The sequence below is a fragment of the Pseudoalteromonas sp. SG43-4 genome (genome assembly GCF_014164325.1).
Taxonomy (GTDB): domain Bacteria; phylum Pseudomonadota; class Gammaproteobacteria; order Enterobacterales; family Alteromonadaceae; genus Pseudoalteromonas; species Pseudoalteromonas distincta.
This window is the reverse complement of the sequence record NZ_JACJFB010000006.1, coordinates 22276-45414: the sequence shown is the minus strand read 5'-3', so window position 1 is coordinate 45414 and position 23139 is coordinate 22276. Positions and strand designations below refer to the sequence as shown.

General features: G+C 39.9%; 24 protein-coding genes. 15 read left to right on the top strand and 9 right to left on the bottom strand.

What is annotated here, in order from left to right:
• Positions 1-82 precede the first annotated feature (82 nt).
• The 13 genes from leuS to lipA all read left to right on the top strand — a co-directional run bounded on the left by leuS (position 83) and on the right by lipA (position 12831).
• Positions 83-2671, top strand: coding sequence for a leucine--tRNA ligase (gene leuS / locus H5160_RS07665; protein WP_024594703.1), 2589 nt, complete (start codon positions 83-85; stop codon positions 2669-2671).
• A gap of 1 nt (position 2672) precedes the next feature.
• Positions 2673-3164, top strand: a complete 492-nt coding sequence (gene lptE, locus H5160_RS07660; RefSeq protein ID WP_024594704.1) for an LPS assembly lipoprotein LptE — start codon at positions 2673-2675, stop codon at positions 3162-3164.
• Entirely contained in the window at positions 3164-4201 is a 1038-nt protein-coding gene (holA, locus tag H5160_RS07655) for a DNA polymerase III subunit delta (RefSeq protein ID WP_182737178.1), read from the top strand. Before lptE ends, holA begins: the two co-directional genes overlap by 1 nt.
• Before the next feature lie 17 nt (positions 4202-4218).
• A complete protein-coding gene (gene nadD, locus H5160_RS07650) occupies positions 4219-4854 on the top strand; it encodes a nicotinate-nucleotide adenylyltransferase (protein WP_182715652.1) in 636 nt (211 codons plus the stop codon).
• 55 nt (positions 4855-4909) lie between these two features.
• Positions 4910-5227: a ribosome silencing factor gene (rsfS, locus tag H5160_RS07645; protein WP_002958523.1), complete on the top strand. Its 318-nt coding sequence runs from the start codon at positions 4910-4912 to the stop codon at positions 5225-5227.
• 37 nt (positions 5228-5264) lie between these two features.
• The gene (rlmH, locus tag H5160_RS07640; RefSeq protein WP_002958522.1) at positions 5265-5735 is read left to right on the top strand and encodes a 23S rRNA (pseudouridine(1915)-N(3))-methyltransferase RlmH; all 471 of its coding nucleotides are present in this window, start codon (positions 5265-5267) and stop codon (positions 5733-5735) included.
• Between the two features lie 9 nt (positions 5736-5744).
• Entirely contained in the window at positions 5745-7613 is a 1869-nt protein-coding gene (mrdA, locus tag H5160_RS07635; RefSeq protein ID WP_154903378.1) for a penicillin-binding protein 2, read from the top strand.
• Positions 7610-8716, top strand: a complete 1107-nt coding sequence (rodA, locus tag H5160_RS07630) for a rod shape-determining protein RodA (RefSeq protein WP_002958520.1) — start codon at positions 7610-7612, stop codon at positions 8714-8716. The genes mrdA and rodA overlap by 4 nt, the downstream gene beginning before the upstream one ends.
• On the top strand, positions 8716-9480 hold the full coding sequence (locus H5160_RS07625; RefSeq protein ID WP_182695326.1) for a septal ring lytic transglycosylase RlpA family protein: 765 nt from the start codon (positions 8716-8718) through the stop codon (positions 9478-9480). The genes rodA and H5160_RS07625 overlap by 1 nt, the downstream gene beginning before the upstream one ends.
• 99 nt (positions 9481-9579) lie before the next feature.
• Entirely contained in the window at positions 9580-10743 is a 1164-nt protein-coding gene (locus tag H5160_RS07620; RefSeq protein WP_002958518.1) for a serine hydrolase, read from the top strand.
• A gap of 174 nt (positions 10744-10917) precedes the next feature.
• Complete coding sequence (ybeD, locus tag H5160_RS07615) at positions 10918-11196, top strand: DUF493 family protein YbeD (protein WP_002958517.1); 279 nt, start codon at positions 10918-10920, stop codon at positions 11194-11196.
• A gap of 19 nt (positions 11197-11215) precedes the next feature.
• Entirely contained in the window at positions 11216-11869 is a 654-nt protein-coding gene (gene lipB, locus H5160_RS07610; RefSeq protein ID WP_010554695.1) for a lipoyl(octanoyl) transferase LipB, read from the top strand.
• Entirely contained in the window at positions 11866-12831 is a 966-nt protein-coding gene (lipA, locus tag H5160_RS07605; RefSeq protein WP_002958515.1) for a lipoyl synthase, read from the top strand. Before lipB ends, lipA begins: the two co-directional genes overlap by 4 nt.
• A gap of 80 nt (positions 12832-12911) precedes the next feature.
• Here the strand turns inward: lipA and H5160_RS07600 are convergent, their stop codons facing one another.
• On the bottom strand, positions 12912-14198 hold the full coding sequence (locus H5160_RS07600; RefSeq protein ID WP_182737177.1) for a VCBS domain-containing protein: 1287 nt from the start codon (positions 14196-14198) through the stop codon (positions 12912-12914).
• A gap of 255 nt (positions 14199-14453) precedes the next feature.
• On the opposite strand from H5160_RS07600, the gene H5160_RS07595 reads away from it, so the two are divergent.
• Both H5160_RS07595 and H5160_RS07590 read left to right on the top strand, forming a co-directional pair.
• Entirely contained in the window at positions 14454-14693 is a 240-nt protein-coding gene (locus tag H5160_RS07595) for an RNA-binding protein (RefSeq protein ID WP_002958513.1), read from the top strand.
• A 392-nt stretch (positions 14694-15085) separates the two neighbouring features.
• On the top strand, positions 15086-16705 hold the full coding sequence (locus tag H5160_RS07590; protein ID WP_182737176.1) for a M28 family metallopeptidase: 1620 nt from the start codon (positions 15086-15088) through the stop codon (positions 16703-16705).
• Positions 16706-16741: 36 nt separating this feature from the next.
• On the opposite strand, the gene H5160_RS07585 is transcribed toward H5160_RS07590, so the two are convergent.
• The 8 genes from H5160_RS07585 to H5160_RS07550 all read right to left on the bottom strand — a co-directional run bounded on the left by H5160_RS07585 (position 16742) and on the right by H5160_RS07550 (position 22733).
• A complete protein-coding gene (locus H5160_RS07585) occupies positions 16742-17689 on the bottom strand; it encodes a PDC sensor domain-containing protein (RefSeq protein WP_024603579.1) in 948 nt (315 codons plus the stop codon).
• Between the two features lie 220 nt (positions 17690-17909).
• Positions 17910-18125 carry an EF-hand domain-containing protein gene (locus H5160_RS07580; RefSeq protein WP_182737175.1) on the bottom strand — a complete coding sequence of 72 codons (216 nt, stop codon included), beginning with the start codon at positions 18123-18125 and terminating at the stop codon, positions 17910-17912.
• Positions 18126-18205: 80 nt separating this feature from the next.
• Positions 18206-18412: a calmodulin gene (locus H5160_RS07575; protein ID WP_182737174.1), complete on the bottom strand. Its 207-nt coding sequence runs from the start codon at positions 18410-18412 to the stop codon at positions 18206-18208.
• A 169-nt stretch (positions 18413-18581) separates the two neighbouring features.
• Positions 18582-18794, bottom strand: a complete 213-nt coding sequence (locus H5160_RS07570) for a calmodulin (protein ID WP_007585535.1) — start codon at positions 18792-18794, stop codon at positions 18582-18584.
• A 599-nt stretch (positions 18795-19393) separates the two neighbouring features.
• Complete coding sequence (locus tag H5160_RS07565; RefSeq protein ID WP_002958506.1) at positions 19394-19609, bottom strand: TIGR02450 family Trp-rich protein; 216 nt, start codon at positions 19607-19609, stop codon at positions 19394-19396.
• A gap of 70 nt (positions 19610-19679) precedes the next feature.
• The gene (locus H5160_RS07560; protein WP_182737173.1) at positions 19680-20033 is read right to left on the bottom strand and encodes a cupredoxin domain-containing protein; all 354 of its coding nucleotides are present in this window, start codon (positions 20031-20033) and stop codon (positions 19680-19682) included.
• 20 nt (positions 20034-20053) lie between these two features.
• Complete coding sequence (locus H5160_RS07555; RefSeq protein ID WP_182737172.1) at positions 20054-22300, bottom strand: heavy metal translocating P-type ATPase; 2247 nt, start codon at positions 22298-22300, stop codon at positions 20054-20056.
• Positions 22290-22733: a MerR family transcriptional regulator gene (locus H5160_RS07550; RefSeq protein ID WP_024595963.1), complete on the bottom strand. Its 444-nt coding sequence runs from the start codon at positions 22731-22733 to the stop codon at positions 22290-22292. Before H5160_RS07550 ends, H5160_RS07555 begins: the two co-directional genes overlap by 11 nt.
• Positions 22734-23139: the final 406 nt, after the last annotated feature.

The following is a 23139-nucleotide window of genomic DNA, read 5'->3' as shown; positions in this document are numbered from 1 at the left end:
TTTTTGACGCTGTGAATAGCACTTTATTTGGGGTATCCTAATGGCAATTTTTTATTAGTTTGCAAGAAGTCTGGAACCATAGATGCAAGAGCAATATAACCCGCAAGATATAGAGTCAAAAGTACAAAGCTACTGGGAAGAAAACCAGGTATTTAAAGTCACTGAAGATGAGAGCAAAGAAAAGTATTATTGCCTTTCTATGTTTCCTTATCCGAGTGGTCGACTGCATATGGGTCATGTACGTAACTACACCATTGGTGATGTTGTTTCTCGTTTCCAGCGCCTGCAAGGCAAAAACGTAATGCAACCTATGGGTTGGGATGCGTTTGGTTTACCTGCAGAAAACGCTGCTATTAAAAACAAAACAGCACCTGCTAAGTGGACATACGAAAATATTGATTACATGCGTACACAGCTTAAGCAATTAGGTTTTGGTTATGACTGGGATCGCGAAATAGCGACATGTCATCCAGAATACTACAAGTGGGAGCAGTGGTTTTTCACTAAGCTTTACGAAAAAGGCTTAGTGTATAAAAAAATGTCGACGGTTAACTGGGATCCAGTGGATCAAACAGTATTAGCTAACGAGCAAGTTATTGACGGTCGCGGTTGGCGTTCAGGCGCTGTGGTTGAGCAAAAAGAAATTCCACAGTGGTTTATTAAAATTACCGACTACGCACAAGAACTACTTGACGATTTAGACAAGTTGGAAGATTGGCCAGAGCAAGTTAAAACAATGCAGCGTAACTGGATTGGCCGCTCTGAAGGGTGTGATATTGAATTTAAACGCACCGATAACGACGAAACTTTTAGTGTATACACAACTCGTCCAGACACCTTTATGGGTGTGACGTATGTTGCTGTTGCTGGTGGTCACCCTATTGCACAAGAAGCCGCTAAAAATAGCGATGCTGTTGCAATGTTTGTTGAAGAATGCAAAAACACCAAAATTGCCGAAGCAGACATGGCAACAATGGAGAAAAAAGGCATAGCAACAGGCTTTTACGCAACTCACCCATTAACGGGCGAGCAAGTACCAATTTGGGTCGCTAACTTTGTATTAATGCATTACGGCTCAGGCGCTGTTATGGCGGTACCTGCACACGACCAACGCGATTTTGAATTTGCAACGGCTTACGGCCTAGATATTAAACAAGTAATTGCACCGGTTGAAGGCTCAGGTCTTGAAGTAAACCTTGAGCAAGAAGCATTTACCGATAAAGGCGTACTTGTAAATTCAGGTGAATTTGATGGTCTTGATTTTGACGCCGCGTTTAAAGCCATTGCCGACAAGCTTGAAGCACTCGGTGTTGGGGAGCGCAAAGTAAACTTCCGTCTACGTGACTGGGGTGTGAGCCGTCAGCGTTATTGGGGTTCTCCAATCCCAATGCTTAGCGACGAAGAAGGCAAAGAACTTGCAGCAACAGAAGATATGCTACCAGTTCGCTTACCAGAAGATGTGGTAATGAATGGTGTAACGTCACCTCTTAAAGCAGACCCTGAATGGGCTAAAACTACAGTAAATGGCGCACCTGCGTTTCACGAAACTGACACGTTTGACACCTTTATGGAATCATCTTGGTACTACGCACGCTACTGTAGCCCACGCTACGACGAAGGCATGCTAGATCCAGCGGCTGCTAACTATTGGTTACCAGTAAACCAATACATTGGTGGTATTGAGCACGCTATTTTACACTTATTGTACTCGCGATTTTTCCATAAATTATTACGTGACTTTGGTTTAGTAAATTCAGACGAGCCGTTCGACCGCTTACTTTGTCAAGGTATGGTGCTTGCTGAAACATTTTATCGTAAAGATGAAAAAGGCGGCGATGTATGGATTTCGCCAAGCGATGTAAATACCGAAACCGACGACAAGGGCCGCGTAACTAAAGCATGGCATAAAGAAGACGGTGAGCCGGTATTCTCATCAGGCATGAGTAAAATGTCGAAGTCTAAAAACAACGGTATAGACCCACAACAAGTAATTGCCCAATACGGTGCAGATACAGTGCGTTTATTTATGATGTTTACAGCACCACCAGAGCAAACGCTTGAATGGTCAGACTCAGGTGTTGAAGGCGCACATCGCTTCTTAAAACGTGTATGGAAATACGCAGTAGATGTTAAAACAGTAGGTTACCAAGCACTTGATAAATCAGCGCTCACTAACCCGCAAAAAGTACTACGTCGCGACTTACACAAAGCAATTGCTAAAGTGACTGATGATGTTGAACGTCGTCAAACCTTTAACACCGCTATTGCAGCCATTATGGAGCTTTCTAATAAGTTATTAAAAGCACCACTGAGCGACAAACAAGATGTAGCGATTGCTAACGAAGCACTTGAAGCATTAGTTATTATGCTTGCACCTATTACTCCGCATTTATCACATGAGCTTTGGAAAGAGCTTGGTAAAGAAGGCGAGATTTTAGATGCGCAGTGGCCAAAAGTTGACGAGTCGGCTCTTGTTGAAGATGAAAAACTAATCATCGTACAAGTAAACGGCAAGCTTCGCGCTAAGTTAACAGTGGCAGCTGATGCCACTCAAGAGCAAGTAGAAGCCCTTGCGTTTGCAGAATCTAACGTAACTAAATTTACGGATGGCGCAACTATTCGTAAAATTATTTACGTTCCAGGTAAACTACTTAACGTGGTAGCTAACTAATATGGCTGCATTTAACGCCATTAAAAATGGACTAGCCTTAGTGCTAGTCTGTTTTTTGTTATCAAGCTGTGGCTTTCATTTAAAAAAAGCCTCTAGCTTGCCTGATAACTTAAAACAGCTAACACTTGTAGGCGATGATGAAAAATCGACTTTATTTACTGAGCTTAAAAAAGAGCTTAAAGCGAGTAACGTAGAGCTAGTATCGTCAGCTAAAGATAAAGCCCAATTGTATTTACGCAAAGAAAGTATTGAACGCCAAACTCTTTCGCTGTTTCAAAATGGTCAGGTTGCTGAATACGAACTTGCTTATGGCGTGTCGTATGTAGTTAAACTCCCAGGCGAAAAAGCGATAGAAAAACGTTTTGAGCTTTACCGTAATTACCAAGACGATCCGGATCATGCATTAGCAAAAGCAAAAGAGCTTGAGCTACTCATTAGCGAGATTCGTGAGCAAGCCAGTCGTCGTATTGTTAGAGAGCTGTCGCAACTATAATGCGCTGCTACGCTAATCAACTACCGAGTGAATTAAATAAAGGGCTAAAGCCCTTTTATTTAGTATTTGGTGAAGAGCCTTTTCAAGAAGCGCAGTGCGTACAACAAATTCGCGACTGTGCTAAGCAACAAGGTTTTGATGAAGTAATTAAGTTTACTTTAATGCAAGGATTCGATTGGCAAGAAATCATAGCCCAGTATCAGAGCATGTCGCTGTTTAGCGCCCGCACTATTATTGAGCTTGATTTAAACCAACAAAAGCCAGGCGTTATTGGCAGCAATACCTTTAAAAAAGTAGTTGAGCTGGTTAATCCCGATACTATTTTAATTGTTAAAGGCGCTAAAGCCAGTCAAGAAGTACAACGTGGTGCGTGGTTTAAAGCCCTTGATAAACTAGGCGTGTTCGTACCTTGCTACCCACTTACGGGCTCTCATGTAAAACGATGGCTTGATGAGCAATGCCAACGTTTATCACTTAATATGCAAAGCGACGCCAAAGTAAGCTTAATAAATGCCACTGAAGGCAACTTATTAGCCTGTTTTCAGGAGCTTGAAAAGCTCTCGCTACTACACGGCAATGCATTAATTACTCAGCAACTAGTTATGCAAGGGCTGTTAAATCAAGCCAAGTTTGATATTTTTGATTTAAGCGATGCACTATTAAATGGCCACGCTAAACAAGCTATAAAAGTACTAAACAAACTTGCCAGCGATAACACCGAAGTGGTGAGTATTTTGTGGGCTATAACCAAAGAGCTCAATACACTTATAAGCGTGCAACTTGGTTTATTAAATGGCGAACCAATCGCTAATTTATTTAAACAAAAAGCAATTTGGAAAAACCAACAAGGTCCAGTTCAAAACGCAATTAACCGTTTAAATATGCACACACTGGAACAAATAAACAGTGATGTTGCGTTGTTTGATGCCAGTTACAAGCAAGGTAATTTAATTGCACCTTACCAAGCGCTTTCTCATATTTGTATTAAATTTTGCCAGCCGCTCAACATTCCTATGCCGTGCCACGCGGTTAATTAATAAATAATGGGTGTTAAATGATCGCAATTTTTGGTGGCACTTTCGACCCCGTCCATTTAGGCCATCTAAATATGGCGCAGCAATGCGTTAATGCGTTTAATTTAGATACGCTTTATTTTATGCCCTGTGCACTCCCTGCACATAAAGCAGCTCCGGGAATTAGTACGCAGCACCGTATTAATATGCTAAACGCAGCTATTGCACCTTATCCTCATTTTGAACTCGATTTAAGAGAGCTTAACCGAGCTGGTCCATCGTATTCGCTACTTAGTTTGCAAGAACTTCGTAAAGAGCACCCCACTACACCTATTTTATTTTTAATTGGTATGGACTCGTTTAACAATCTCGATAAGTGGTTTGAGTGGAAGGCAATAACACAGCTTTGCCATATTGTGGTGTACCAGCGCCCAGCTCAACATTGCACTGTAAAAGGTGAGCTCAAAAGCTATATGCAACACGCAAATACTGGCGAAGTAGCGGCACTTAAACACTCACTTGCAGGTAAACTTTATTTTTTACCGGGCGAAATGCTCGATGCGGCCTCAAGTACAATTCGCAAGCAGCTAAAAAAAAGTAATAAAAAGAATGAACTATTGCCCGATGCAGTGAGTCATTACATAGAAGTGCATCAGCTCTATCAAATTGATGCTTAAAAACTCCTAGCGTGTTAAAATGCGCGCCATTAAATTTTTAAATTGAGACAAAACCTTGGATTCAAAACAACTACTCGCCTTTGCTATGGACAAAATTGACGATATGAAAGCGCGTGACATCGTTCATATTGACGTAACTGAAACATCAGATATTACAGATTACATGGTAATTTGTTCTGGTACTTCTAAACGCCACGTACAGTCAATTGCCGATCACTTAGCAAAAGAAGCGCGTCATGCAGATTCAGAGCCACTAGGTTATGAAGGTGAAGGCGACGGCGAATGGGCACTGGTTGATTTAGGTGATGTGGTTGTACACGTGATGCAAAACGAAGCACGTAGCTATTACGATCTAGAAAAACTGTGGGGCTAAACGCTCACTCATTTTAGACAATGCTTGGAAGTAATACGTGAAAATACAAATGATTGCTGTTGGTACTAAAATGCCAGCATGGGTAGAAACGGGATTTGCAGAATATCAGCGCCGTTTCCCTAAGGATATGGCGCTAGAGTTAATCGAAATTCCAGCCGGTAAACGTGGTAAAAATGCAGATATAAAGCGTATTTTACACATTGAAGGTGAAAAAACATTAGCGGCTATTCCAAAAGGCAATCGTATTGTAACGTTAGAGGTAACAGGGAAAGCACTCGATACTCACCAACTTGCTAAAAATATGGAAAAATGGCAACTCGATGGCCGCGATGTAAGTTTACTTATTGGCGGACCTGAAGGACTTGCTCCAGAGTGTATTGCAGCGTCTGAGCAAAAATGGTCGTTATCTAATCTAACATTGCCGCATCCTTTGGTGCGTATAATTGTTGCAGAGAGCCTTTACCGAGGCTGGAGCTTAAATAACAACCATCCTTATCATCGCGAGTAACCCCTTGCCATGCTAAAACATAGACCCACTATTCGTGACCACTCCGCAGAAGCAAACTTATTTGCTAGGCGAGCATTCGTGGGTTTTGTTTTTGTATTAGGATTAGTCGCAGTATTGCTTTCTAATCTTTATACTATTCAGGTCGAAGATCACCAAGACTACCAAACCCGCTCCAACGATAATCGTATTAAAGTTATTCCTATTGCACCCAACCGTGGTTTAATTTACGACCGTAACGGTGTGCTACTTGCTGAAAACAAACCTGTTTACAACCTTGAGGTCATCCCCGAAGAGGTAGACGACCTTGACGAATCGCTTGATCAAATAAGTAAAATAATTGCGATTACAGAGCAAGACAAACAAGACTTCTTAAAAGATATAAAACACACCCGTCGTTTTAAATCACAAGTATTAAAAGCTCGCTTAGACGAAACAGAAGTGGCGAAATTTTCGGTTAATCAACATAAATTCCCTGGTTTTAGCATTGAGGCACGCCTTGCACGCTACTACCCATTTGGCGACACACTAACGCATGCGCTCGGTTACGTTGCCAAGCTTAATAGAAAAGAGCTAAACCAATTAGAACAAGAAGACCGTGCAACCAATTACCGCGCTACGCACGACATTGGCAAACTCGGCATAGAAAAATATTACGAAGAAACACTGCACGGTAAAGTAGGCTCACAACGGGTAGAAGTTAATAACCGTGGCCGTGTAATACGCACCCTGAGCATGACCCAACCGCAACCTGGTAGCGACCTAGTACTTACTTTAGACGTGGGCTTGCAACAAATAGCACAACATGCGCTTAAAGATATGCGTGGCGCTGTTGTAGTTATGGACGCCAAAGATGGCGGCGTGCTGGCACTTTATTCAAACCCAAGTTACGATCCAAACTTATTTGTACACGGCATTAGCAGCAAAAATTATAAAGCGCTGCTTAACCAAGACCGGCCATTAATAAACCGTACTACGCAAGGTCGTTATGCGCCGGCCTCTACGGTAAAGCCCTTAATGGCTGTATTAGCGCTTGAAGAAAATATAGTAAATGAAACAACATCAATGTGGGATCCAGGCTTTTTTGAAATACGAAACGTAGAGCATAAATGGCGTGACTGGAAACGTTGGGGCCATGGTCATGTAGATGTATACAAAGCCATTGAAGAGTCGTGCGATACCTATTTTTACGATGCGGCTTATCGATTAGGCATTACTAAAATAAGCGATTTTATGGCCCGTTTTGGCTACGGTGATTTGTCAGGTATTGATATTCACGAAGAAACCACAGCGATTCTCCCTTCAAAAGAATGGAAAGAAGGACGCTTTAAAGAGTCTTGGTGGCCTGGTGATACTATTTCGGTAGGCATTGGCCAAGGTTACTGGACTGCCACACCAATTCAAATTGCAAATGCAACTAACATATTAGTTAATCGTGGTATTAATCATCCCCCTCATTTGGTGCAAGTAATAAAAAAAGATAGCGACATAACGCAAATTAACAACGAAGAAAAACCCCCTGTTATTTTAAAAGATCCGCGCCATTGGCAAGTATCGTTAGATGCAATGCATAATACAGTACAAAAAATATCAGGCACAGCCCACAAAGCATTTAAAGGGACTAACTACGACTCGGCTGGTAAAACCGGTACCGCGCAAGTAGTTAGTATTGCCCAAGGTGAGCGTTACGATGCAGAATCTCTTAAAGAGCGCCAACGAGATAATACAATTTATGTAGGCTTTGCACCTTATAGCGATCCTAAAATTGTGGTTTCTGTTGTATTAGAAAACAACCACGGCGGCATTCAAATAGCTCGCCAACTTATGGATTACTACTTTGCAGCCAACCCTGTTAATCTTGCAAGGAACGAGACACCATGACCGCTTTGCACGATAAACGCTCTATTTGGATGCGTATGCACCTCGACCTACCGCTGCTTATTGCACTACTTATAATGATGGCTGGCAGCATAATGGTTGTTTACAGCGCAAGCGGGCAAGAGTCTTCTATGATGATTAGGCATATGACCCGCATGGGCGGTGCGATTGTTGCTATGATTGTTTTAGCCCAGTTTTCGCCTGCCACGTTAAAGCGGTTAGTGATCCCACTTTATTGTGTTGGGTTATTAATGCTAGTCGGTGTACTTTTATTTGGAGTAAGCTCAAAAGGCGCGCAGCGTTGGCTCAATTTAGGGGTGACACGGTTTCAACCTGCAGAATTAATGAAGTTGGCAGTCCCGATGATGGTAGCTTGGTATATAGGTAGAAATCACTTACCACCTCGCCCGCTACATTTAATTATTGGTTTTATGATTGTAATGCTCCCTACATTATTAATTAAAGAACAACCCGATTTAGGTACCGCTATACTTATTGCAAGCTCAGGTATATTTGTATTATTTTTGTCTGGGTTGAGTTGGCGTTTAATAGGGTTTTTAAGCTCGATTGTAGCGCTTGCTGCATGGCCATTTTGGCACTACGGTATGCACGATTATCAAAAACAACGTGTACTCACCTTTTTAGATCCTGAGAGCGATCCGCTTGGTTCGGGTTATCATATTATTCAATCGAAAATTGCTATTGGATCAGGCGGCATAGAAGGTAAAGGCTGGTTGCTTGGTACACAATCGCAATTAGAGTTTTTGCCAGAGCGCCACACCGACTTTATATTTTCGGTTTTAAGCGAAGAATTTGGCTTATTCGGCGTATGTGTTTTACTTAGCCTGTACTTATTTATTATTGGTCGTGGTTTATACATTGCTGTTAATGCACAAGATGCATTTGGTAAATTGCTCGCAGGCGCACTCACCCTCACCTTTTTTGTATATGTATTCGTAAACATAGGCATGGTATCGGGTTTATTACCTGTTGTAGGCGTACCTTTACCACTGATTAGTTATGGTGGTACATCGATGGTGACGTTAATGGCAGGATTTGGCATTATTATGTCAATCGCGACAGATAAAAGGATGCTTTTAAAATAATGCGACACACGAATCAGTTTATATTTACTACATTATTAATTTTACTTTTAAGTGCTTGTAGTAGTGGGCCAAGTAGCCGTTATAGTATGCGTCATGATGCAGCGCCATTAAGAGCTCCAACTACACTTGAGATGCAAGACGCTATAGTTACCGAAACCACTAAAAGTGCTAGCGCTAGCCGCCCATACACAGTGCTTGGTAAAAGCTATTCGCCCATGCTTGATGAGACGGGTTATAGTGAGGAAGGCATTGCCTCTTGGTATGGTCGTAAATTTCATGGTTATCACACCTCAAATGGTGAAACGTATGATATGTTTGCCATGACCGCAGCGCATAAAACGCTGCCACTACCTAGCTTTGTTAAAGTAACCAATACAGCAAATGGTAAATCGGTAATCGTACGCGTGAACGACCGTGGCCCATTTCATGACGATAGAATAATTGATCTTTCGTACGCAGCCGCTTATAAGCTTGGCTACTACACCCATGGTACAGCAAAGGTTAAGCTAGAGGCCGTTACGCTTGCGGGCGCAACTGCGCGTCAAACCTATATTCAGGTAGCTGCAGGTAGTACACTTGCTAATATTGAAGCACTTGCCAGCACATTGCGAGAGCAATACAAATTACCAACAAATATTGTGCAAAAAGACGATATTTACAGATTGCATTTAGGGCCAATAAAAGACACCCCTCATGCAGACGAAGTATTAAAAAAATTAAAACAAAATCAATTTCAAAACGCGTTCTTGCTTTACACTCAGTAAGACTAATACCCAAACCAGCCCAAGATGCTCGCATCTCGGGGTAGTTTGGGTATAAAATGGCGTAACGCGAATCTTTAACTTTAACCATTAATGAGTATGATGAAATCTATTAAACATAAAATCCTCAAAGGTGTATGCGGCCTAGTTTGTACAGCCGCCGTATTCTCAGCCAGCGCCCAAATTATTCCGGCACCACCTCAAGTTAATGCGAAAGGTTATTTTTTAGTCGACTTTACAACAGGTAAAGTTATTGCTGAAGGTGAAGCCGATACACAGCTAGCACCTGCAAGTTTAACTAAAATGATGACCAGTTATGTAATTGGTACTGAAATTAAAGCAGGTAATATTGCCACTACCGATATGGTAACGGTAAGCGAAAAAGCATGGGCTAAAAACTTTCCAGAATCTTCAAAGATGTTTATTGAAGTAGGTAAACAAATTAGTGTTGATGAGCTTAACCACGGTATTATTATTCAATCAGGTAATGATGCATGTGTAGCAATGGCTGAGCATATTGCTGGAAGCGAAAGCGCATTTGCTGATTTAATGAATGCCCATGCTGCTAAATTAGGTATGAGCAACAGTCACTTTATCAACAGCCACGGCCTTGATACTGACGAGCACTTCACAACTCCACGCGATATGGCGACACTTGGTGCTGCTCTTATTCGTGATGTGCCAGATGAATATGCACTTTATAAGCAAAAGTCATTTACTTATAACGGCATTAAGCAATACAACCGTAACTCATTATTATGGGATGAAAGCTTAGATGTTGACGGCATTAAAACAGGGCATACATCAGAAGCTGGTTACAGCCTAGTTACCTCAGCAACTAAAAACGATATGCGTTTAATTGCTGTTGTTATGGGTACCTCAAGCGAACGAGCTCGTAAAGTAGAAAGTAAAAAGCTACTTAACTATGGTTTTCGTTTTTATGAAACAATTACTCCGTACAAAGCAGGCGATAGCTTTGCAGAACAACGTATTTGGATGGGTAACAAAGAGAACGTATCTTTAGGTATTTTAGAAGATACACCAATTACTATCCCACGTGGTCAGCATAAAAACCTTAAAGCTAACTTTGAGCTAGATAATACGCTTGAAGCACCACTTGCTAAAGGTACTAAAGTAGGTACGTTATTCTTACAACTAGAGGGCGAAGATATTGCTCAATACCCACTAGTTACACTTGAAGAAGTGGAAGAAGGCAGCTTCTTTAGCAAAATTTATGATTACTTACGCTTACAGATCATGCAGTAATTTATATCTCCCCTATTAACTAGGTAACTAATTTAAACGTCTCCACTGTGAGGCGTTTTTTTTTGCTTGAAAAATGTTAGAATGCGCCCCATATAAGCAAGACTGCTAATTGCCTATCTGTACTAAGCTTCAAGCTTGCATAGAGTCCACACTTTTGTATGAGGAGTCACCGTCGTGGTTCAACCTGTTAAAGATACTAAATTTGATGAGTACCTAGAGTACCCTTGCCCATTTACATTCAGAATAATGGGTTTAGCTAACGTAAACTTAACTGATCAAATTTTAGCTAAGTTACAACCAATAGCACCTGGCGATTACGCCCCTAAAGTAAAACCAAGCAGCAAAGGTAATTACGAGTCAGTAAGCCTTGTAGCAACAGTTACTAGTGGCAAACACATTGAAGAAATTTACAACGTGATCAGCAATATTGATGACGTACGCCACATGCTTTAATCCATAGTTGAGATTTGTTGTGAACGAAAACACTTTGATCGTACGCCAACTGGGTCGTCAGCGTTATATGCCAATTTGGCAAAAAATGCAGGACTTTACCGACACCCGTGATGAAAATACGCCAGATGAAATTTGGCTTGTAGAGCACGAGAGTGTATTCACCCAAGGTCAGGCTGGTAAGGACGAACACTTACTAGCTCCTGGCGACATTGAGGTGATTAAAGTTGACCGTGGCGGGCAAGTAACTTACCACGGCCCAGGTCAGCAAATGATGTATGTATTATTTAATCTACGTCGTTTAAAGATTGGTGTACGTGAACTGGTTACTTGGCTTGAAGAGTGTATTATTGAATCACTCGCCGAGTATGGTATTGAAGCTTATGCTAAAGCTGATGCACCAGGTGTATACGTTAATGACAGTAAAATTGCATCCCTTGGTTTAAGGGTTCGTCGTGGTTGCTCGTTTCATGGCTTAGCATTAAATGTTAACATGGACCTAAGTCCATTTTTACGCATTAACCCATGTGGTTATGCGGGCATGAATATGGTGCAAACTAAAGAATTAGATGGTCCTCAAAACCTAGAAAGTGCGGGTGAAGGATTGGTGAAACACATGATCAAGAAGCTTAATGCAACACAGGTTAAGCATACTGAAGGGTTTGAAAACGAATGAATAAACCAGTCAAAATGGAACCAGGTGTAAAACTACGCGACGCAGAAAAAATGGCGTTGATCCCAGTAAAAGTTTTACCTACAGAAAAAACTGAAATGTTGCGTAAGCCAGAATGGTTAAAAATTCGCTTACCTAAATCAACCGATCGTATTGACGGTATTAAAAAAGCGCTACGTAAGCATGGCTTACACTCGGTATGTGAAGAAGCTTCGTGCCCTAACCTATCTGAATGTTTTAACCACGGTACAGCTACCTTTATGATTTTAGGTGCTATTTGTACTCGTCGTTGCCCATTTTGTGATGTTGCTCACGGTCGCCCATTAAAACCTGATGCCACTGAACCTGAAAAGCTAGCACTTACTATTAAAGATATGAAGCTAAGCTACGTTGTAATCACTTCAGTTGACCGTGATGATTTACGTGATGGTGGTGCACAGCATTTTGCCGATTGTATTCGCGAGATTCGTAAACATAATCCAACTATTACTATCGAAATTTTAGTACCTGATTTTCGTGGCCGAATGGACCGCGCACTAGAGATACTAATCGAGACGCCACCAGATGTGTTTAACCACAATCTTGAAACTGCGCCACGTTTATACAAACTAGCTCGTCCAGGTGCTGACTATAAATGGTCTTTAGAATTACTTCGTCGCTTTAAAGAAGCTCACCCAGAAGTAAAAACTAAATCAGGCTTAATGGTTGGTTTAGGTGAGGAAATTAGCGAAATTGAAGAAGTACTTCGCGATTTACGTGCTCACAACGTTGACATGCTAACTGTAGGCCAATACCTACAACCTTCTAAGCATCACTTACCGGTTAAGCGCTACGTGCCACCAGTAGAGTTTGACGGCTTAAAAGCGTATGCAGACGAAATTGGCTTTACTCACGCGGCTTCTGGCCCGTTTGTACGTTCAAGCTACCATGCTGATCAACAAGCAGCGGGTAAAGAAGTGAAATAATCACTTTTATCAAAAAATTAAAAAAGCCGTTAATGATGCATAATTATTAACGGCTTTTTCATGCTAATTGATAAAATAGCTTACTGCGCTATCTTACCTTTTGTAATAGAAAAATCAGCAAACCTAACACGTTCTTCATCAGCGCGAAGGCTGTCGGTTTCAACAATCGAGCGGTAAATTCCCCACTTAGGACGAGCAAAATCAGCATCACTAAAGCCGCGCCACATATCTATGTTTTGCTCGCTTATATTAAATATCTCTGCATTATCGCTTAAGCGCGTTAACGTCATATCAAACTTACCGTTTTCACTAAATGTAGCTTGTACAAATACCTTGACCCATTCATCTGTAATGAGTGACCAGTCGGTTTCAATGAGGTTTTTATCAAGCCCTGTGCTGTTACCGTTTTCATCAAAGCCTGCACTATATCGCACTTGCAGTTGATTGCCTGTACTGTTTTTTTGTGCTCCTGAGAGTGTGATAATAGGCTGGTCGTCATTACCATTAGTATTATCGTTGCTGTCATTTCGAGCTTTTATTTGAAAAAAATGGCTAAACTTACTCGTAAGCTCAAGCTCGCTGCTTACTTTAAATTTCCAGCTATATTGAAATGTCTCCCCCTCAAACGCCAGTGTTTCTTGTGGTGATTTATCGTAGGTTTTTATTTCGTTACGTTGTCTATCACTTACGCCTTTGTCTTTATCTTGGTCATCATCTCGGTGAGCTAAAAAGACAAAATGGTTACCAATTATCGTATCGGTATCTTCAAGAATATGGACAACACTTTGATGATTGCCAGCATATAAGTCTGGAGATTCAATTGACCCTTCGCCGAAGGCATTTTCAATAAGCGTGTATGCGTCAAGCCCCGAATTAACGCCATCTGATCGCAATAAAACGTGTGATATTTTCTCAAAGCCATCAGCTTGAGCTATTGGTGCACCTACAATTGTTATGATAATTTGTGCGCTGGTACCATCTACAGAGTTTACTGTTATTGTATCTTGTAGTGTTTCACCTTCACTTAAAGATGTTATTGAAGCGTTTAAATCGTCAAGTGTGTATGACCAATCTCCACCAGCATTTAAGCTAAAAAAACCATAGCTTGTAGCGCTATTTTCTTGTGCTACAAAAGCACCTTCACCTGATTGTTGATCCGTAATAGTTAACGAGCCTGTTATTGCATCATTACTATCGCTAATAACTTCACCTAGAGTGTTACCACCAATTGTTGCAGGAGTTTGTGAAGAAATCGCTTCATTATTTTGCACCGTAGGATCAGAGCCTGAGCTGCCACAACCAGTAACTAAACAAGATAGAAGTATAGCTGTAACTGTATTACAGGGTTTAAGGGTATATTTAGACATGAGTAGTTCTGTGGTTAATAGTAAGTTAATTAAATATGAATTTACCAATTTATTGTGCAAATAACCACAATTCAATTACCAATTAATATTACCAATTTACTGATATTTTAAATTTAATTATAAAATCTATTATTTTCAAAGTGATACATAAAAATATTTCTATAGAGTGTTTATTTATATTTGTTTTAAAATAAAATTAGGTTAAACCTGAGTTACTTGAGATAATTAATACTGACATAATTATTTAGGTTCATTATGAAACTATTAGTTCGTAACTTGTCTCGTGCTACCACTGAGCATGAGCTTCGTACTTTATTTGCAGAGCACGGTAAAGTGACTACTTGTAACTTGGTACTTGATAAAGAAACTGGCCAATCTAAAGGTTTTGCCTTTGTAGAAATGCCAAACGACATAGAAAGTAAAAGCGCAATTACTGCACTTAACCAATCTACTGTTGATAAAAGTAAGATCCGCGTAAAACTTGCAGACGCATAAAGCTAACTGCAACCTATGCAAAAAAACCAGCTAATGCTGGTTTTTTGCTTTTAGTGCCAAGTATTGTATTTAAGCTTTATATTTAGCTAAAAAAACTAAGCGGTTATTAAATCGCTTTTTTATACTTATAGTGCCCAGTATTATAAAAGAAGCAGACAGCACAAAAAATGTCTCCTGCTCAGCTAATATTGCAGCAGCAAAAAATGCAATGCCACTAGCTATAAATACCCACTTTTTTACATTGGCCCATTATGTGCTCCTTTAGATTGTTCGTTATTTATACGCCTTATAATATCAATCTGCAATTGAATGAAAAGTTCTCTATAAAAATTCGACATCGCTGCGGTGCTTCCTTTATATTGAAAGCCTAATTAAATAACAATATGAAGACTATGGCATCTACTCTTTTAAAAAGCGCTAGCCTAAGCTTGCTAGTTGCACTCTTTGGCTGCTCAGAGCCTGCAAGCGAACAAACTCCATTAGAAAATACAGCAGGTGTAAGCCTTAGCAATATTAAACAGCATATTAAAACGCTAGCCTCTGATGACTTTGAAGGCCGAGGCCCGCTTACTCATGGTGAAGTAAAAACCGTAGGCTACTTAAGCGAGCAATATAAAGCGCTGGGTTTAACCGGTGCTTATAAAGGTAAATACTTACAGCCTGTAAAAATGGCAATGGTGACAGCTAATCAGGATATGCAGTTAAAGGTAGGTGATTTAAGCTTTGAATCAGGTAAAGACTTTACCGCACGTACCGAGCAACTTCAGCCATTAATTGATGTACGCAATTCTGACGTTGTATTTGTTGGCTATGGTATTAATGCACCAGAATATAACTGGAATGACTATAAAAATATCGATGTAACTGGTAAAACTGTGGTTGTGCTAGTTAACGATCCAGGCTTTGCTACTCAAAACGACGCCCTTTTTACTGGTAATGCAATGACCTACTACGGTCGTTGGACTTATAAATATGAAGTAGCCGCTCGCCAAGGTGCAAAGGCTGTATTTATTGTTCATGAAACAGCACCTGCGGCATATCCTTGGGGCGTAGTTGAAAGTTCAAACACCGGCACTAAATACACGTTAATGGATAACAATTTAAACGCGTCTAAATTACCGGTTATGGGCTGGCTAACACTTGATGCGACTGAGAAAATGTTTAACGCCGCAAAGCTTAACTACCAAGATTTAAAACAAGCAGCATTAAATGATGACTTTAAAGCGACGCCACTTAACTTAAAAGCAAACCTTGCCTTTAAAAACGAAGTATCACATGCAAAATCGCATAACGTAGTTGCACAAATTACAGGTAGCGAATCACCTGACGAATACGTTGTTATTAGCGCTCACTGGGACCACTTTGGTACTAAACAAACTGATACCGGCCCTAAGATTTATAACGGCGCGGTAGATAACGCTTCAGGCACTGCAGCCACGCTTGAAATAGCACGTATAATGAGCAAAATGAACAAGCAAAAACCATTTAAACGCTCAATTATTTTTGCTAACTTTACAGCAGAAGAAACGGGGTTAATTGGTTCTGAAGAATTTGCATCAGGTGCGGTTGTACCTACAAAACAAATGGTCGGTCTATTAAATATTGATGGCATGAACGTGCTTGATGGCACTGACTACATTTTACAATACGGTAAAGATTTATCGACAATGGAAAACTATTTAGCAAAGGCTGCAAAATCACAAGGCCGTGTTGTTAAAATGGATCCTCGCCCGCAAAATGGCTTGTTTTTTAGATCTGATCATTTCTCGCTTTCTAAGCAAGGCGTGCCTAGTTTATTATTTATGAGCCTGGGCGATACCGACCCTGAGTACATTGCGCATAAATACCATAAAGAAGCAGACGACTACTCAGCTGATTGGTCGTTAGGTGGTGTTAAGCAAGATATAGATCTTATTGTTGATATAGCCACACAGCTTGCAAATAATGGCGATTGGCCAAAGTGGACGAGCGAGTCTGACTTTAAAGCCAAACGCGCGCAAGATAAGCAATAAATAGCTATTAAATAGTTATGTAATATAAAAATCCTCCTACTTGGAGGATTTTTGTTTTAAACGAGCGCGCATTAATAGCGTTTCGGCCTTTGCCCCTAAATAAACATAAATAGCCAGTGCAATTAAAAGCCCTACCACTGCCAGCATCATCGCTATGGCAGGCATTAAATATTCCGATTGCCCCAACGCCGCTTTAAACATAGTTAACAGCGCCTCAATTGATATAGCAATCAACACAGTAGAGATAAACCGTGTAATAGTGCGCCGCGTAGACGAGTGCCTAAAAATATCCTTATGCATCAGGATTTCTTCTTCGAGTATTGTTTTACCTAAATCGAATACTGCTAATGCTAGGGTGATGTAAATAATGATGCTAAAGGGTTCAAGTGGGTCTGATGAGGTATCTACATGAGTTAATAGAGCGTATATATCACTAAAAACGATATTTAGTAAAAATAATACTAAGCAAAATAAGCACGCCACAATAATACCGTAACCCGCCTTGAAGTAAGGCGACATATTAGCGCGCGCAGTATCACCCATTACAAACTCAATAAGCTGCGTTAAGCTCACATCAACAACCAAGTAATGTTGATTATTAATTGGTTTTTTTAGCTCTTTAATCGCCGATATACATAAATGGTTAGTCGCTATAGAAATATAGGGATCAGTAAAGCACACTTTATCACTTGCTTTAGCGTTCAAAAAATAGGGTCGCTCACTTAAATCTTGTTGATTACCACTTTCACCTAATTTTTTGCTGTATGCGCGTTTAAAGCAGACGTTATTACCCTGCTGCAAACCTTCTGCATTTAAACAATATTGTAATTCTAAAAATGGGTACTGCTTAATCAGATAGCGAGTATCACGTTCTTTAGTTAATCCGTCCTCAATACTCATTAAAATAGATTCAAGTAAACTGTGTATTACATGCTCATATTCGTGGTAGCGCTCAACACTACTGATATAACTCATCCGCGCCATTTTAAATACTCATTAACCTAAGTTATAAATAGATTTGCAAGTTTAAAACCAACAATAAAATAACTTAATAATCAGTAACTTGACACTATTCAAACTCAAGCTTTGCACTACTTTGGTGACTAAATAGTAATATATTAAATTAAATGCACAAAAAAGCAGCTAAGTATTAATTACTTAGCTGCTTTGTGAGTATGACTGGTAAGGTTCTACATAGAGCTTATTACTGAACCTTCGAAAACTCTTCTTTAGATAACTCGCCATTTCCATCTGTATCTAATTGTTCAAAAAGCTGTACTAGTTGCGAGTTTACTTGGGCTTCTGTTTTGCTAATTACGCCGTCGCCATCTGTATCAAAAGAATCAAAATCTACCGCAGCAAACGCCGCTGAAGAAGAAGCTAGGGCTACAAGAGCTAGAGTTTTATGTAATGTTTTCATAATCGTTTCCTTAGGCTTTGGGCCTGATTAGGGGTAAGAAGTCCTTTTCAAAGATCCTTTAGGAGTAAAATGTCTATAAATTAATATTCAAAAAAATCATTTTCTGTCGGACCACCGCTACTTTGAACATTCAGCTCGTCAAATTGCTGTATCACTTGCGCCGATTCTTCAGAGCGACTAATTGAAGCGTTGTCGTCTGCATCGCGTGTTTCAAAGTCTGTGTTTGCAAATACTACTGACGAAGAAACAATAGCCATAAGTACAAATGTTGATTGTAGCTTTTTCATAATTTAATCCTTCAAAAGTATGCGGTGTCCTAAATAAATTTGCTCTATAGTGCTCTCTAGTCACTTCCTGGTTATTCTTTTTAGTAGGCTCCCTTGCCTACTTAGGTTGTCTTTGGCAACTCAGAATTTAGATAACATCACAGAGCATTAACTGCTTAAGGCTTTAATTTTAGGCCTTAGAAAACTCATCTTCAGATAGCTCACCATCTTGGTTTGTATCGAGTTCTTCAAATTTGCTTAAAAGCTCAGCATCTACTGAAGCTTCGGCTTGGCTGATTGCGCCATTACCATCTACGTCTAGCGTATCAAAATCTGTTGCTGCAAAAGCCGCTGATGAAGAAGCTAGCGCCATTAGTACTAATGTTGATTGAAATGTTTTCATAATAGTATTCCTTCATTGGGTTGTTGCGATTAAGGCCTTTGGCTTTCATCACGTTTTGCTTAATACACTGTAGGTATTACAACTTCGGTGCCACTTTTTATTTATCATTTAAAAACAATGAGCTAAATGATATAAAGCGAGAAAAGCTTAATTTGCGGAGGTGTTATTGTTGCTATTTAGCAACAGCCATTTAACTAAAAATATTAAACCATTATAAATCAATTGGTTAAGTTTAATTAAAAAGACACACTTTGGCTAAAAAGCCAATAAAGGGGGCGTTTAGGTTAGCCTTCAAAATAAACTGAATATGAACATTGAAATTACATCGGATTTATTTTCGGCTACTAAATAATTAATTTATTTTTAATCAGTAAGTTACATTATTTTTTGAGATTTATTATAAAAATTTTGAAAGGATATTTTGAAATTAATTGTTTTGTTGCCAAATGGCGAATTTATCTAGGAAGGTTTCAATGCTAAAGCTAAGTTGTAGCATTCAACTCATAATTTAATGCGCTGTAAAATGTAGGTTTGCTTAAATTAAGCAAACCTACATCGTGTGCCAGCTATTGGAGTAAGGTAAATTATATAGATTTAAACTACTTCCACCCTTGCAGCCACTTTTGGTTATCCTTTAAATCTCGCCAACTAATTGGATATTGATTTTTTGACATAACAGCCTCAGTAATACATTCAATTACATTGCCGTCTTCATCAAATTCCACCTCAACAATAATGAAGTGTTTTTCTTTATTTATAGCAGGTGTTGCGGTCCATTTACTATTCAATAATTTTTTAGGGTTTAGTTTATTCATTTAATGTAACCACTCCTACTCATAGCTTATATAAGGCAACTATACGACCCCAACACCTACTTAGTTCAGACTACTCTGCAACTAGCTTGCCTTTGTACATTTGCATTTGGCAATGAAAGTCATACTCACCGGCTTCAAGCGCAGGTAGTTTAACCTTATTGCCATCACCCATTGCCAGCGTTTTACTTATATCAAGCTGTGGAAATACCACTGTTTCGGCGCACGGCGCGCTGTCTTTTCTATCAAAGGTAAGTACAACCTCTTTGTTGGCTGCCACTTTAATGTGTCCTGGCTTATAAACACCGTTATCAACGACTATCGTTTCTTTGTTGTCATCACTTTGTGTTTGCTCTGGTTTGTATAGCCAAAACCAATAAATAATTGCAGCTATTAACAGTGCACCACCTATATTAATCATCAACATAATGTACTCCTTAGCTTAAATTACGATTTATTTGGTTTGAAAAAACGTAAGCGATTAGCGTTACTTACCACTGTAAGCGATGAAAGTGCCATAGCTGCACCTGCAACAACAGGGTTAAGTAGGATGCCAAAAAATGGATACAACACGCCGGCTGCAATCGGAATACCCGCCACGTTATAAATAAAGGCACCAAATAGGTTTTGTTTAATATTTGAAATAGTTGCATTACTCACTGCAATTGCATCAGCAAGGCCATGTAATGAACCACGCATTAAGGTAATGTCTGCACTTTCTATTGCAACATCGGTACCTGTACCAATTGCAAATCCTACGTCGGCTTGTGCAAGTGCGGGAGCATCGTTAATACCATCACCTGTCATACCCACTATTTCACCATTTGCTTGGCGTTTGGTTACTTCGTTTACTTTATCATCGGGCATTACTTCTGCAATAAAGTCATCAATACCAACTTGTTTAGCAACGGCTTGTGCAGTGGCTTTGTTGTCACCTGTTAGCATAACTAGGTGGATACCTTTATCTTGCAGGCGTTTAATAGCTTCAACTGAATCCTCTTTAATTGGATCGGCTACTGCAATAATAGCGTGGAGCTTATTATTACTTGCAAAATACATGGGCGTTTTAGCATCACTGGCAAGTGTTTGAGCTTGCTCGATTGCATCATCAACGGCCACGTTGTATTTATCCATTAGCGCTTTATTGCCAAACAACAATGTTTGCCCGTCAACACTGCCAGTGACACCTTTACCTGTAATTGCATTAAAGTCGGCTACTTTACTTAAAGCTAAGCCCTGCTTTTTAGCGTGTGCCGTAATTGCTTGGGCTAGTGGATGCTCTGAGCTACTTTCAAGGCTTGCAACAAGTTGCATTACTGTATTTTCATCACTGTTATTAAAGGTAACTACATCGGTAACTTGCGGTGTGCCTTGAGTAATAGTGCCTGTTTTATCTAAAATCATGGTGGTGATTTTAGATGTTGTTTGCAGCGACTCACCATTTCGAATTAATATTCCTGACTCTGCAGCTTTACCAATACCCACCATAACCGACATAGGGGTTGCGAGTCCTAGCGCACAAGGACAAGCAATAATAAGTACAGTGGTAACTGCAACAACGGCATAAGCAATTGATGGCTCAGGTCCAAAGTTTAACCATACAAGGCCTGCAAGCACCGCAATAATCATGACTGTTGGTACAAATATTCCTGATATAACATCAGCTAAGCGCCCTATTGATGGCTTTGAGTTCTGTGCACGCTTTACCATATTGATAATATTGGCAAGTGTGGTTTCGCTACCAATGTGCGTGGCTTTAAATAATAAAGTGCCACTTTTATTAATACTTCCGGCAACGACTTTGTCGCCCGTTTTTTTGCTTACAGCCATTGGCTCACCAGTAAGCATTGACTCATCAACCGTACTGCTGCCTTCAATAACATCGCCATCCACAGGGATTTTTTCACCCGGGCGTACGCGTACTTCATCATTTTTTACAACATCACTAATGTCGATGTCTTGCTCTTGACCATCACGAATTACGCGTGCAGTTTTTGGTTGCAGGCCAATTAAGCGTTTAATTGCTTGTGAGGTGCGCCCACGTGCTTTTACTTCAAAAGCGAGCCCTAAACTAATTAAACCGATGATCATCGATGATGCTTCAAAATATACGTGTCTTGCGACTTGTGGTAATAAGTTTGGTGCTATTACCACAAACATTGAATACAACCACGCAGTACCTGTACCAAGCGCTATTAATGTATCCATATTGGCAGCATGGTTTTTGAATGCCTGCCATGCACCGTTGTAAAATTGTTTACCTGATATAGCCATAACCACAAGCGTGACTATACCCACTAAAAACCAGGCTATTCGTTGTGTGTCGGTGGTCACACTCATATCAAAAATAAGCCCGTATATCATTAACGGTGCACCGACCCCTAACGCTAATATCATATTACGCATTAGCTTTTTGTAATGTGCCTCATCCGATTTTGCTTTTTCATCAAGTGCATCTTGATCAGACTCGTTACTCATTGGCTTAGCTGAATAACCAATGTTTTCGACTGCTTTAATAAGCGTGCTTTCGCGGGCTTTACCTTCTACACGTACTGTACGCTGTGCAAAGTTCATTTCTACATTTTGCGCACCTTGCACGCTATTAAGGGCTTTTTCAATTTTAGCCACACAACTGCCGCAATTAGCGCCTTCAATAATAAAGTTTTGCGCGGTGTCTTTTGGATTAGTCGTCATTACGCTGCTCCTTATTTGCAGAATCGTTTATTGGATCAACAAAAGATTCTATTAAACTACACACGTCACTGGCATTTGCACCATCGGCTGATGTATCCCATTGCGCCAGAGCTGCATGCATTCTATTTCGTAATTTTAATGTTTCTTGAAATAGTGCTTCGGTTTCTTCTAGGCGTTTAGTAATGAGTTTACGCGTTAACGGACAAGGACAATTCCCCTGCTCAGACTCGCCTATAATGTGTTGAATATCTTTGAGAGAAAAACCAAGTTGACGAGAGCTAATAATAAACTTTAAACGCTGCTGGTCTTGCTTTGTATATTCTTGATAACCATTTTCTTCACTGCGTATTGGATGAAGTAACCCAATTCGTGTGTAATGACGAACAGTATCTGCAGTCACGCCCATTAACTTGGCGAGTTGTTTAACATACATAATTTAACTCCGTCGTGTTTCAATAGCTTCATAATAAACCTAGGTGCAACACATAGGTCAATGGCTATTTTAAAACTAACAAAATAATACTAATTGGCTTAATTAAGTGCTCTATTTAAAGACAATAAATCGAGTGGATAACAAGACAAAGGTTTCGTTATTTAGTTGTTATTATTAATTGCCCCTGCATTCATGCAGTCGTATATAAAAAATGTTTTATGCAGTTAGCGCCGTACTTAATCCCTCAAATTGATTAAGTATTGTTGCTCATTGGCATAATGACACAAACATAATTAACTTAAGCTGATATTGGCCGTGTATTATCTGAAGGGGATGTAATTTAGCAGAGAAGCGCCTAAGTAAGGCGCGTATTAATCTAAGAGCGTGTTGATCATTGGTGATTTAA

Bases quoted from the DNA above. Each gene is read 5' to 3' on its own strand.
- leuS (WP_024594703.1), top strand. From the start codon at position 83: ATGCAAGAGCAATATAACCCGCAAGATATAGAGTCAAAAGTACAAAGC.
- lptE (WP_024594704.1), top strand. From the start codon at position 2,673: ATGGCTGCATTTAACGCCATTAAAAATGGACTAGCCTTAGTGCTAGTC.
- holA (WP_182737178.1), top strand. From the start codon at position 3,164: ATGCGCTGCTACGCTAATCAACTACCGAGTGAATTAAATAAAGGGCTA.
- nadD (WP_182715652.1), top strand. From the start codon at position 4,219: ATGATCGCAATTTTTGGTGGCACTTTCGACCCCGTCCATTTAGGCCAT.
- mrdA (WP_154903378.1), top strand. From the start codon at position 5,745: ATGCTAAAACATAGACCCACTATTCGTGACCACTCCGCAGAAGCAAAC.
- rodA (WP_002958520.1), top strand. From the start codon at position 7,610: ATGACCGCTTTGCACGATAAACGCTCTATTTGGATGCGTATGCACCTC.
- H5160_RS07625 (WP_182695326.1), top strand. From the start codon at position 8,716: ATGCGACACACGAATCAGTTTATATTTACTACATTATTAATTTTACTT.
- H5160_RS07620 (WP_002958518.1), top strand. From the start codon at position 9,580: ATGAAATCTATTAAACATAAAATCCTCAAAGGTGTATGCGGCCTAGTT.
- lipA (WP_002958515.1), top strand. From the start codon at position 11,866: ATGAATAAACCAGTCAAAATGGAACCAGGTGTAAAACTACGCGACGCA.
- H5160_RS07600 (WP_182737177.1), bottom strand. From the start codon at position 14,198: ATGTCTAAATATACCCTTAAACCCTGTAATACAGTTACAGCTATACTT.
- H5160_RS07595 (WP_002958513.1), top strand. From the start codon at position 14,454: ATGAAACTATTAGTTCGTAACTTGTCTCGTGCTACCACTGAGCATGAG.
- H5160_RS07590 (WP_182737176.1), top strand. From the start codon at position 15,086: ATGGCATCTACTCTTTTAAAAAGCGCTAGCCTAAGCTTGCTAGTTGCA.
- H5160_RS07585 (WP_024603579.1), bottom strand. From the start codon at position 17,689: ATGGCGCGGATGAGTTATATCAGTAGTGTTGAGCGCTACCACGAATAT.
- H5160_RS07580 (WP_182737175.1), bottom strand. From the start codon at position 18,125: ATGAAAACATTACATAAAACTCTAGCTCTTGTAGCCCTAGCTTCTTCT.
- H5160_RS07575 (WP_182737174.1), bottom strand. From the start codon at position 18,412: ATGAAAAAGCTACAATCAACATTTGTACTTATGGCTATTGTTTCTTCG.
- H5160_RS07570 (WP_007585535.1), bottom strand. From the start codon at position 18,794: ATGAAAACATTTCAATCAACATTAGTACTAATGGCGCTAGCTTCTTCA.
- H5160_RS07565 (WP_002958506.1), bottom strand. From the start codon at position 19,609: ATGAATAAACTAAACCCTAAAAAATTATTGAATAGTAAATGGACCGCA.
- H5160_RS07560 (WP_182737173.1), bottom strand. From the start codon at position 20,033: ATGTTGATGATTAATATAGGTGGTGCACTGTTAATAGCTGCAATTATT.
- H5160_RS07555 (WP_182737172.1), bottom strand. From the start codon at position 22,300: ATGACGACTAATCCAAAAGACACCGCGCAAAACTTTATTATTGAAGGC.
- H5160_RS07550 (WP_024595963.1), bottom strand. From the start codon at position 22,733: ATGTATGTTAAACAACTCGCCAAGTTAATGGGCGTGACTGCAGATACT.